This window comes from Paenibacillus sp. AR247, from assembly GCF_002968895.1.
GTDB classification, from domain to species: Bacteria; Bacillota; Bacilli; order Paenibacillales; family Paenibacillaceae; genus Paenibacillus_AQ; species Paenibacillus_AQ favisporus.
This window is the reverse complement of sequence record NZ_PCZT01000009.1, coordinates 3,410-14,411: the sequence shown is the minus strand read 5'-3', so window position 1 is coordinate 14,411 and position 11,002 is coordinate 3,410. Positions and strand designations below refer to the sequence as shown.

The following is an 11,002-nucleotide window of genomic DNA, read 5'->3' as shown; positions in this document are numbered from 1 at the left end:
GTGATGGGAGCGCCGTCCTCGGCTGTATCCGCGGCGTTTGCGGCATCGCCAGCGGAAGCGTAAAGCTGAACGTTGAGCCCTCGCCCAATTTGGACACCACTTCAATCTCGCCTTCATGCAGTTCAATCAGCTTCTTCGTAATAGATAGCCCAATTCCGGTTCCGCCCTGCTGAGGACCGTTCATGGGATGGACCTGCTCAAACGATTCGAAAATGCGGGACAAGTCCGACTCAGCAATGCCGATTCCCGAATCCTTGATCTGAATTTTGGCTTGACCGTGCGACTTGCGTCCCGTGATCGTGACGGTTCCGGATTCCGTATACGCAATGGCATTGCCGATCAAGTTATGCAATATTTGCTGGAGCCTGTTCTCGTCCGCTATTACATATAGATCATCCGGCAGCTTATTTTCCATATGGAGTCCCTTGTTTACTGCCAGAGGCTTAAGGACTTGAAGGGTCAGGTCGACGGCAAGGCGCAAATCCACCGTCACTTTGTGCAAAGTAATCTCCTGGTGTTTGAGCTTGGAGAAATCCAGGATGTCGTTCACCAGATGGGCCAGCCTTTGCCCGCTGATTTTCATGAGCCGCAGCAGCTCGATCACGGGCAGAGGGAGCTTGCCGGAGCTTCCGTCGATCAGCGAATCCGCCAGTCCGATAATGCCATGCAGCGGTGTCCGGAGTTCATGGGATGTTTTGGCCAGAAATTCATCTTTCAGCTTATCCAGCGTCAACAAGCGCTCTGATAAGCTCTCGACCTGGGAAAAAGCACGGGAAAATTTTTTGGATATAAGCAGGGATTGCATAAAAACAAAGCTAAGTACGCCAAATTGCAGCAGTGCCGGGGTATCCAGAATGCCTTTCCGGTTCAGCGTATCATTCAGTGCGGTCACGAAGATCAAACTAAACCCGAGGATGAGCAGCAGAGACCCTTCCTGGCGCTGACGGGCGATCCGGTAAGAAGCATAAATGGCGTACAGCACGAGGCCAATCGAATAAATCTCAAAGGGCAGCAGCGAATAATCGTAAATCCGTATATCCGTCGTAAGCACAAGCAAAGTCAAGATGAGGGTGAACATTTGGGTAACGCGTCGAACGGAACGCGACAAATATTGAGGAAACAAATAATAAATAAATGAGATCAAGAAAAACTCGCCCACGTAAACCGTTAAATAGGAGGCTTTGGCGAACCATTCCCACGAAAAACCGGGAAGGATCTCCAGAATGTATCTCGAACCGACCAGCATTGTTCGAAAGGCGATGCACATGCAGAACAACCCGAAATACAGCGGGGTAACATCTTTTCGCCTGAATCCATACAAGAACAGATGGTAGACTCCCATGACAAGCAGCGCCCCGATGACCAGGCTGTCCTGAACCAGCTCTCCTGACCTCTCCTTTTGAAGCTGCTTGGCATCTCCCAGCTCGAGAGAATTGTTGATTCCTCCCTTGGGATAAGTGAAATTGGACACCTGGATCAGCAGTGTCAAGCTCCCTTCCGGGCTGGGTTTAACCGGTACGACGATGGAGGCACCATACTTTGGAGATGTGTTTTCGGGCGTCGTTCCGGGTTGTCCGGATGAAGCCTCCAGTTCGTCATTCACCCACAATGCGTAAGAAGAATACATATTCCGACTTCCACATATCCGCTGACCTCCGGTGACGTTGTGCTCTGCAAATCATCCGGCCAGAGGAGCTGCTTCCAGTAAAATTCCCAAGTCCCGTTCAGTTCGATGGATCCGTCGCTTCTAAAGTCCCATCCGGAGAGCTGCATTTCGCCGTTCTTCACAGTCAGCGAAGACGAAGCGGAGATTACCGCCGGATTCCAGGCTGCAGTGAAGACCAGCACAGCAAATACGGCAGCCCTGATGCGGCGACGCCAACTCATGCACGAAACGAAGAAGCGTCCAAGTAAATTTCGTCGCCGAGTCTGGCGTCTCCAAGCAATGACAAACGATGCTTCGATGTGAAATCTCTAGGTTCGTAACTGTTAGGCGCTTTGGTGGAGGACAGCAGTTTGAGCTGGATATACGTTTCAGCTAACAATTTGCTGCAAAAGAAGTCGCGGAAAGAAGAAGTTATCCCGAACTTTCCCTCTATAATTTCCCAATACATTCTTTTCTTGTCGGGAAAAAATGCACCATGCACTTCTTCAATGAAGCGATCGAGCATAGCCTGCATCTCCGGTGTACGATCAGCATGAAGCTGCCGGATCGCGAAAATCGAGTCATAATGGTTCCCGACGTCCGTAGACAGGCGGTCACGAAGCTTAACGAGCTGGGGACCGGATTTCTTGACATGCAGCCAAGTATCCTCCAGATTATCCAGTGACGTGGATTCCCACAGCAGCGCTTCACCGTCCGGCGCCCGAACCACCATCGCCACGTGCGACCATGGACAATGCTCCAGCTCTTCGATCCGCTGACTGCCTTTGGCGACGCCGTGTGCCAGCAAAATATCCCCCGTTTGCAGCTTAGGTTCAATTTCTTGATAAGTAACCGTTAACAATTTCATCCAGACCCCCTGCCGGTATACGAAATACCTAATTTTTTCCTTCCATGTTTATAGTAAACCCAGCCTGACAATTGTCAATAACTTGATAGAACCGGGTGTTACCATTACTCCAGAAAGCTGCGCAGAGGACGTGAACACGCAGCAAAAAAGCCGCCTGCTAGAGGCGGCTTCGTTGTCTGGATTAAACTCAGGTCATTTCCCGGATACGCCGCTCCGCATCACGGATTACGCGTGCCATATTCGCGGTCATCATGTTATCGGCTTGATCGAAACCGATGTATTCATAACCGTCTACCTCCGGCTTCGCCTGACCGCTGTATCGGTCAATAAACATAGAGGTACAGGCCATTTCCTCTATCGGAGGGAGAAATTCCGTTTCCCATAAAAATAGATGAAGGTTTTTGGCTCGGGTATACGGGAACACGCCTAAATCCTTGATTTGATCCGGTAGAATGTTAAGTCCGCTTTCTTCCCGGACTTCCCGGCATGCGGTCTGCTCCGGTGTCTCTCCCTCCTCTGGCATACCTTTTGGCAGATCGTAAAACGTATTGCCCGTGGAATGGCAGGCGAGGAATACGGTACGGTTCGTGATGATGACTCCGACGGATGTTGCATGCATATCAACATGTTCCTTTCCTGGCATGGATCATTTATTTTATCCATACGATGCTTCTGTATAAAGATCTATTCTAACCGTTTCTGAGTGATTATTATCGTTTTTCAAGTCCCTGCAAAGTGCATTCTCATTGATTTCATCCAATCCGCAAGCACGCCCCTTGCCCGATGCAGCCTTGCCCTGACGGCGCCTTCCGAAATATCAAGGATTTCCGCGATTTGCTTGACCGATAGGTCCTGATAATAAAACAAATGCACAACCAGTCTTAGCGTATCGTTTAACCGGTCAACTGCCTCCTGCAGGTCGCTCGTTTGACGATCTGCGCCATGAGCAGCGAGAGGATAGTTCGTTTCGGGAAGCTCACCCATCACGATGGTTCGTTTTCGGAGCCGCAGCACTTGATTGCATTCGTTGATCAAAATCCGGATGATCCAAGTGTTGAAAAATTCGGGCTTCTTCAACGTATTTAACGACTTATATGCCTTAAGCAGCGTTTCCTGGATTGCATCCGCACAATCCTCATCACGCTTCACAATAGACTTGGCCAAACCGTATAGCCGTGATTCCAGTTGGCGTATAAGCTTGACAAAAGTATCGAGATCGCCCTCTTGAGCTTTTTTGACTTTCCACTACCATATCCAGCAAGTTGTTTTCTCTCCTTTTTCAAGTCACCATTATTAAGATGGACCGGCCGCATAAAGCGTGATTTGGATTTGACAAAATACAAAGGACCAGCCGAGACGTTTTCTGCAGCTTGCGCTCCTACGCGATTTAGAATCGGAAAGCGAACTTTCCTTTTATGCGAAGCAGCTTCTCCCCTTGATTTAAGCTATAAATTCAATAAATCTATATAAAAAAATCCATATCTTGAAACATTTTCATATTTAACGACGTCTAGTGCATGAATACCAAAACCATTTGGATACAAGACACAGGAGGGAAAACAACAAATGAAAAAATGGAGTTCTATCACCTTATCGGCCGCCGCACTTTCGCTGCTGCTGTCTGCTGCCCCGATCTATGCGGCACCCCAATCCATGCCTGCTGAAGCGCAAATCGAAGCATCTTCCGTAAGCTTGGATCCTGCAGTTGAAGCTCAATTGACAAAAGTTCTGAACAAACTCTCAAGCAGCACCAAGATCGAATTTACGAGCGTGGATAAGGATGCAGACGGCCAGCCCCTGTTTATTTACGGAAAACTCAGCGGTCAAATTGATGCCGAGTTTAACCAGCAGTATAATCCGGCAAAGAAACGGGTGGAATCAACAAGCATCATCTATAAATCTTCGAATACCAATGCGGTTATCGGTGCAGCCCTGGCCAATAAAACGGCTGCCTTCTTGAAAACCTATGACACGGATCACAAGTTCAAAACAGAAGCTATCTGGCGTGTATACTCCCCTTACCAGGATAATGCTCCCCGAAATTATTGGGTTCTCTGGGGGAACAACCAGAGCCTGTACATCGATCTGGATCAAGGGAACCAAATATCGGCAAGCATGACTTATTCATTAGCCTCCGTCAAAGCACAGCTTGCCAATAAAGCGAATCAGTCCCTGAAGACGCTGGGCATCAGCCTCACCAAACCGTTCGAATATGTGCTGCGCGAAAAAACCGGGGACAAGAAGTTTGTCTGGAACTTCCGGGACGATGATGATAACAATCACGTCGTCATCGGGGCAAAAACCGGTAAGGTCTGGGAGATCCAAAATTTACTCGGCCAGGATTGGACGAACGACCAGGACTTCGCCAAATCCTTTGCCAAGCCCGTTCTCAGCAAAAACCAGGCCCTATCCGCGATCAAGCCTAAAGCCAAGGCTGTGTTCGGGATTCAAATGAAAGGGTACTCGGTGCAAATCAAGAAGAACGAATACATCTTTACAAAGAAAGGCGCAGCCACCATTACCGGAAAGATTAATAAAAAGGAAAGTTTTATTTCCTTCAGATGACACCGGTGAACGGCATTCGAAACTGATCTCCGGCAGGAGCCTTAGGGCTCCTTTTTTGCTGCCAGAGAACGGATGAGCCAGAACGGAACATGCTCAGGTCAAAATATCCTAACGGAGTCGTCCATCCCCCTTAACTGTTCGGCGAAATCCGCCGCGCACACTGATGACCGATCCACACGACAGGCAGCACGGTAGCAGCACCAACGGGGATGCTCCAGGCGAGGTCTGAGCCATATACCAAGCCTGCATCCAGCAGGCGGTAAAATAAGTACATTGAATACGGAAGTGTAACCAGTACCGCGGTCACCACACCAGGTGTATATCTCCGAAGGTATATACTCTGCCCCACATGCGTAAATACGTGGATAAGCATAATCGTATTAAAGCCTGTAAACAGAAGCATCCAACGATGCTCGGCGGCCAAATATGTAAAAGGGATGAATAAGATAAACTCGAAAAATACGGCTACGGCAAACTGGGAACCGGTGATATTAGAGAAATCTTTGAGGATCCGGCCCGCGCGGTCAGGGACGATCCGGCTGACCTGATCATAATTTCGCCTCATCCAGCCTTCCACCGTAATGATTTCTTCAAAATCGTGAATCATAAATGCAGCAAGAAACAACCATATGAGCGAATTGATGCTCACTGCTTCGTCGATAGCTTCTAACATGCAAGCTTCTCCCCCGTTTCTGCCAAAGTCTCGCTAAATATATTATCGGGCTAGGCGGGAAAATGCTCAAGCATCGTATCGTTTTCCAAGCCTCCGATGTGAAGGGCAATGCTAAAGCTCAATTCTATTCACTTTGGCAGGGAAAATGGAATGGGATGCATGTCTATCGTTAAAACAGCCGCCCTTTCGGGCGGCTGTTCGCGCATACTCGCACTATTCGCTTGTATTCGCTTTTTGATCGTTTTTAAGCCTACAGTTGTGCAGCGATTTTATATGCCGTTTGCTCGCCGTTAGCGATACAATCCGGAATGCCGACGCCATAATAGGAACATCCTGCCAGATAGATGTTCGGGAACCGCTCGGCCATTTTCTGCTCAAGCTCCTTGACGATGCTGTGGTGCTTGATATGATAATTCGGCATCACATTATGCCACTTCGTGACCTCGTGGGTGACCGGCTCGCCGGTAATCCCCAGGCTCTTGCGGATATCTTCCAGCGCAACGTTCAGCAGCTCTCCCTCGCTTAACTGAACCAGCTCATCGTAGCGTGGATTGCTGCTTTTGTAAAAGAGTCTTACGAGCAGCTTACGTTCACGGGAGGTATGCTCCCATTTCCGGCTTGTCCATGTGCAGGCATTGCACGTAATGTCGCTGCCATCGGCCGTAATAAAGCCCGTGCCGTCTGCAGGCAGCTCGGCATCCGGAAGATCGAAACCGACGTAAACGCTGATCATGGAGCTGTTCTTCAGCTGGTTGAAATCCTGGTCCAATACCGGATCTGCGAGCAGCTGCTGCGCCGCATATCGATGCTGGTCGGAATCCCAAAGACGGCATCCTTCGGTATCTGCTTCAGCCTGCCGTCCGTATAGATGTAGGAAATTCCCGTCGCATTATAGACGACCTGATCCGCCAGGTTCAGTTCCTGAATCAGCGGAGCCACATTCGTTTTCCGGGTCACGATCGAATCGGCGCCGGATTCCATCGTAAAACCGCCGTCGTATACGGTCCGCATTTTTCCGCCCAGCGTCTGTTCCGCTTCAACGAGAATGATGTTCGCCGGCTCCGTCTGCCCGCTGTATTGATTTAAGGTCCGGCGCAAAAAATACGCGGCCGACAACCCCGTAATCCCCCCGCCGATAATGACGACTGTTTTCAAGACGCTTCACTCCTGCTTCCAAGATGACTGCATGTTCAACCTTCCCGTAAATTATAACATAGTGCTTCGTACCCGGACTTCCTCATTCGTGACGTTAATCGTACAAAAAAACCGCGGAATCCCGCGGAGATTTTCACCTGCTTCATATTATTTATGCTTAGCCTTCTTCTTAAAACGGTCACGTTCCGTATCAATATCGCCGTCCTTTTGATTGCTTTGAACGACCCCGTAAGCGACATAACTGAGCAGCCCCATAAAGACGCCGGTGCCCACAATGATATAAATCATCGTAAAAATTTTGCCGAGTCCCGTCTTGGGCATGAAGTCCGGATGACCTACCGTACTCAGCGTCGTGATACAGAAATACAGTGCGTCTATGACGCTTAAGTTTTCTTCCGTAGTATAAAAAATCGTGCCAGAAACCAGCAGCAGAACAATTAAGACAAAGAAAACCTGGAAATTTTTCAGTTTAAACGCATGAAACAGTCCGGTCAGCAGCCGTTTCAAGGTCAAGACAAAGGATATCATGGTCGTTCCGCCTTGTCATAGATATTGGTAAATGAGTCCGCGTTCGGGTGGTGATTCTCCCTTAATATTCCCCCTTTTCCATCCAATAAACCGTGACTTGAGCACGAACTTTAGGGTAGCGTTTTTTACTTTGGCTTAACCTAACGCAGGAGATTTTCACGACCATGGATCCGGAAAATCATTTATAATGAAAAAGACCTAAACAGAGAAGGCTCGTAGGAAGGGAGTTATGTTATGAAACATTTAGCTGTGTATTGCGGATCAAGTTACGGTGCGTCGCCGGCGTATCGGGAAGCGGCAGTTGAGCTGGGCAAAGAAATGGTACGCCGCGGGTTAACCCTGGTTTATGGGGGATCCAGCGTAGGGATCATGGGTGTATTGGCCGATACGGTCATTGCTGAAGGCGGGCAGACCATCGGCGTCATTCCACAGGTGCTGGTAGACCGGGAAATTTCGCATCAAGGGTTGACCGAGCTTCATGTGGTCGGCACGATGCATGACCGGAAGTTTAAAATGGCGGAGCTCGCCGACGCATTCCTCGTGCTTCCGGGTGGACCGGGCACGATGGAGGAGTTTTTCGAGGCGTTCACGTGGGCCCAGATCGGCATTCACCGCAAGCCCATTGGCATGCTGAACGTAAATCGTTATTACGATCCGATGATCTCCTTGTTTGAGCATATGGTACGGGAACAGTTCATGCAGCCGCAGTACCAATCCATGGCCATCATTGAGCCAAATGTGTCTGTATTGCTGGACATGATGAGTAAATATGAAGCCCCTGCCGTTAAAAGTTACGTTGAATAAGCCTTAACATACAGACAGCCGCAGTCCGGAGACTGCGGCTGTTGTTCAAGTGGCACCCCGGGTAATGGCAACCCCAGGCTCGATCACGTAAAATGACTAGTATCGTCTTTGGTTAAGCGGGGTATCCACTTTGCTTTGGAGATGTGCCAAGCGGACCATAATGGTCGCCGCTTCAGCCTTGGTGACCGGCTTCGCCGGGTCGAATTTGCCCCCCGCGGCGTCCATCAGTCCGAGCTTCAACATAAGCGCAACAGCGCCTTTGTCCTGGATCGTATTCGCGTCGGAGAGGGACAACGCCTGTGCATCCTGCTGGAAGAACTTGGACAGGCGGTTGTAATGCAGAGCCGTGGTCAGGCTGGTGGCCACCGCTTCACGGGTCAGCTTCTGCTCCGGATGCAGCTCCGAGGATTTCAAGTCTTTCAGCCAGCCTTTATCCGTGAATAGCTGTACCGCTCCCGCGATCGGACTGTCGGCTGGAACGTCGGTGAAGACTGGTTGATACTGGCCCCCATAATAGTTTTGATCCGGGTAAACCCCTTTTGCCATCATTTGGATCCAGTCCCCCAAAGTCAGCTCCGCATCGGGATGGAGCAAGCCATCTTCACCAGGCGACAACACGCGGTATTCGAGCAGCGTCGCCAAATCCTTGCTTGCCGCGTGGTTTGCCGCATCGCTCGGAAGCGCAGCGCTCTTGTCCTTGTTCGAAACGGGCAGCAGACTTGATGCTTCGGTTTTCCCTGTAACCCCATCGATATATCCTACGTTCCGGTCTCCGTTCAGCGTTGGAACATACGCCAATCGAACAGCCGGCTCCACGTACGTGTTATCCACTGTGTAGCCGCCGCTGCTGATGTACCGCAGCTCCACGCTGAGATCGTCCAGCAGGCGCTGCTGTGCGTCTTTCGCTTCAACTTTTGCTGTCAGATTGTCCAACGCTTTGATATCTTTATCCGACAGGTAGGTATCCGCATTGTAGCTTACCAACTTGCCGCTGCCGTCGATGGAGACGCTCACCGTCATTCCGTTAACAGGCAAGTCCTTGTAGAAACGCTGGAACACAAATTGGTAAACCGTCTTCGATGCCGGATTCAATGTTTTGGCATCTGACAGCTTCAAAACTTCGGCAGCATTCGGATAATGGGCCAGCACCAGCTCAATGGCTTTCGCTTGTGCCTGGGCTTCTGTCACGGACGGAGCGGTAGCTTTAGCCGGTTCGGCATCCGGATACTGAAACTCATGGTAGCTCAGCAGCTGCCCTGTGTCGGCGTCCACGTACGCGTACTTGCTGTCATCGCGGTTTATTCCGGCAGTTCTTTTGTTCCAGTTCAAGCTCCAAACTTGCTTACCGGTGCCGCCCCAATAATTGCTGAGATTTGATTGGATCTGGTAATCCGGGCCCGGGGCAATGCCTTGAAGCCGCTGCAGCACTTCGTCCGAAGTCAGTTGTCCGCCTTTGTTCGGGGTGAATACTTTACCGGAAGCCTTTAAAGCGGTATAGCTAACCGCTTGGCTTGGGCCTTCCAAATCCTTACCAAAAATGGTATCGATCCGCTTTCCGGAATTGGCATCCATCGGCTCCAATGTCCGGTCTGGAACATAGCCGATCTTCCATTCCCGGTTGGCAGACGTATCGTACAGCGAGGTAGACGGTATGTACGCTAGCGTTACGGACAAGCCCTGCTCAAGTCTCTTCTCAGCATCGTCCTTGCTGATGGCTGCTTTCGCCGCCGGATAATTTCCCTGGTAAGTATTACGGTTAAAGCGGACGATATTTCCGTTGCCATCCACGTCCAGGCTCACATACTCGTTGTCGGCAGGAATCCCATTGACGTCAACCGTGTAAGAAAATGAATACTGAACCGGTCCGAACAAAGCCTTGCTGGAAGAATAGAGATACTGGTTTGACGGTTTCATCGTACCTGCTTTAATGGAAGGAGCCGCTTTGGGTATAAACGCCTCGGCGATTTTCTGAGCTTCCTGCTCGGAAACCGCCGGCGGGTAATAGGCTGTGTTGGAATCGTCTAACGGGTACATATATGGATAACTATAACTGAGAATATCTCCTGTAATCGCATCCACTTCGGTACTGAAGCCCATCGAGTGGTTCCCCTGTTGAATCGTCCAATTCTGCTCCCATACCTTCTTCGTGTTGGATGGGTACACGTTCTGCTCACCATAGGTTACTCCGTTCAGCTTTGCATCCTTCAATTCAGGAAACAAAGACCTAATACGCGATTCCGCTTGGGCTTTCGTAATTTTGGCGTCGGCCGGATTGAGTCCCTTCGAGGCTGTGGAGCCGCTGTCCTGGGACGCTGATACTACGGAATCCTTCACAACGGAAGTCCCGCTGGCTGTATCCGCTGATGCCAACAAGGGCACCTGCAGCAGACTGAGTCCAAGTGTGCCTGCAAGCACCTTTTTGGCTACAGATGTGTTTCTTAAGCTCCTCTCCTTTGCCTGATTTTTTGGCATGCCCGCGGCATGTTGTTGTTCGTCCATCCTTCTTCCTCCCTGTTATACCAATATAAACCATTTTGATTATAACATGGGACGTTAGAGAATTGGCCTCCAATTTGGATTTTTCAGGAAAATTTTTGTGCCGCAGCATCTTGTGCTAAGCAGAAAGTCCGTTTATGCTATAATCAGTTGAACGCCGGAAGCTTTGATTTGCCGTGAAGTTAGCACCCGTTTCCGGGCGAACATGATAACGATGGAGGAATCTACAGATGAAAAGAATGAAGACGATCGATTCCGGGAAGCCGCA

General features: G+C 49.9%; 9 protein-coding genes and 1 pseudogene. 2 read left to right on the top strand and 8 right to left on the bottom strand.

All coding sequences use genetic code 11. From position 1 onward, the window contains the following. The 4 genes from CPT76_RS07810 to CPT76_RS07795 form a co-directional block, all read right to left on the bottom strand. A partial coding sequence (locus CPT76_RS07810; protein ID WP_258168186.1) for a sensor histidine kinase occupies positions 1-1,627 on the bottom strand: 1,627 nt, incomplete at its 3' end. 256 nt (positions 1,628-1,883) lie between these two features. Further along, positions 1,884-2,513, bottom strand: coding sequence for a C40 family peptidase (locus CPT76_RS07805; RefSeq protein WP_105442508.1), 630 nt, complete (start codon positions 2,511-2,513; stop codon positions 1,884-1,886). Between the two features lie 187 nt (positions 2,514-2,700). Beyond that, positions 2,701-3,132 carry an NUDIX domain-containing protein gene (locus tag CPT76_RS07800; protein WP_181152731.1) on the bottom strand — a complete coding sequence of 144 codons (432 nt, stop codon included), beginning with the start codon at positions 3,130-3,132 and terminating at the stop codon, positions 2,701-2,703. Between the two features lie 101 nt (positions 3,133-3,233). After that, positions 3,234-3,707 (bottom strand): sigma-70 family RNA polymerase sigma factor, encoded by a 474-nt coding sequence (locus tag CPT76_RS07795; protein WP_105442506.1) that lies wholly within the window; start codon positions 3,705-3,707, stop codon positions 3,234-3,236. A gap of 372 nt (positions 3,708-4,079) precedes the next feature. Between CPT76_RS07795 and CPT76_RS07790 the strand changes: the two genes are divergently transcribed. Further along, positions 4,080-5,078, top strand: a complete 999-nt coding sequence (locus CPT76_RS07790; RefSeq protein ID WP_258168185.1) for a hypothetical protein — start codon at positions 4,080-4,082, stop codon at positions 5,076-5,078. Positions 5,079-5,208: 130 nt separating this feature from the next. On the opposite strand, the gene CPT76_RS07785 is transcribed toward CPT76_RS07790, so the two are convergent. The 3 genes and pseudogenes from CPT76_RS07785 to CPT76_RS07775 all read right to left on the bottom strand — a co-directional run bounded on the left by CPT76_RS07785 (position 5,209) and on the right by CPT76_RS07775 (position 7,434). Then, positions 5,209-5,751 carry an HXXEE domain-containing protein gene (locus CPT76_RS07785; RefSeq protein WP_105442505.1) on the bottom strand — a complete coding sequence of 181 codons (543 nt, stop codon included), beginning with the start codon at positions 5,749-5,751 and terminating at the stop codon, positions 5,209-5,211. A gap of 250 nt (positions 5,752-6,001) precedes the next feature. After that, positions 6,002-6,906 (bottom strand): annotated as a pseudogene (locus tag CPT76_RS07780) (FAD-dependent oxidoreductase). A 147-nt stretch (positions 6,907-7,053) separates the two neighbouring features. Further along, positions 7,054-7,434, bottom strand: a complete 381-nt coding sequence (locus CPT76_RS07775) for a potassium channel family protein (RefSeq protein WP_105442504.1) — start codon at positions 7,432-7,434, stop codon at positions 7,054-7,056. Positions 7,435-7,668: 234 nt separating this feature from the next. Here CPT76_RS07775 and CPT76_RS07770 point away from each other — a divergent pair, with 234 nt between their 5' ends. Further along, positions 7,669-8,238, top strand: a complete 570-nt coding sequence (locus CPT76_RS07770) for an LOG family protein (RefSeq protein ID WP_105442503.1) — start codon at positions 7,669-7,671, stop codon at positions 8,236-8,238. Between the two features lie 96 nt (positions 8,239-8,334). On the opposite strand, the gene CPT76_RS07765 is transcribed toward CPT76_RS07770, so the two are convergent. Continuing rightward, positions 8,335-10,737 (bottom strand): YcdB/YcdC domain-containing protein, encoded by a 2,403-nt coding sequence (locus tag CPT76_RS07765; protein WP_105442502.1) that lies wholly within the window; start codon positions 10,735-10,737, stop codon positions 8,335-8,337. Between the last annotated feature and the right edge of the window lie 265 nt (positions 10,738-11,002).

Excerpts from the sequence above, each read along its gene's own strand:
- CPT76_RS07805 (WP_105442508.1), bottom strand. The coding sequence starts at position 2,513 with ATGAAATTGTTAACGGTTACTTATCAAGAAATTGAACCTAAGCTGCAA.
- CPT76_RS07790 (WP_258168185.1), top strand. The coding sequence starts at position 4,080 with ATGAAAAAATGGAGTTCTATCACCTTATCGGCCGCCGCACTTTCGCTG.
- CPT76_RS07800 (WP_181152731.1), bottom strand. The coding sequence starts at position 3,132 with ATGCATGCAACATCCGTCGGAGTCATCATCACGAACCGTACCGTATTC.
- CPT76_RS07785 (WP_105442505.1), bottom strand. The coding sequence starts at position 5,751 with ATGTTAGAAGCTATCGACGAAGCAGTGAGCATCAATTCGCTCATATGG.
- CPT76_RS07770 (WP_105442503.1), top strand. The coding sequence starts at position 7,669 with ATGAAACATTTAGCTGTGTATTGCGGATCAAGTTACGGTGCGTCGCCG.
- CPT76_RS07765 (WP_105442502.1), bottom strand. The coding sequence starts at position 10,737 with ATGGACGAACAACAACATGCCGCGGGCATGCCAAAAAATCAGGCAAAG.
- CPT76_RS07775 (WP_105442504.1), bottom strand. The coding sequence starts at position 7,434 with ATGATATCCTTTGTCTTGACCTTGAAACGGCTGCTGACCGGACTGTTT.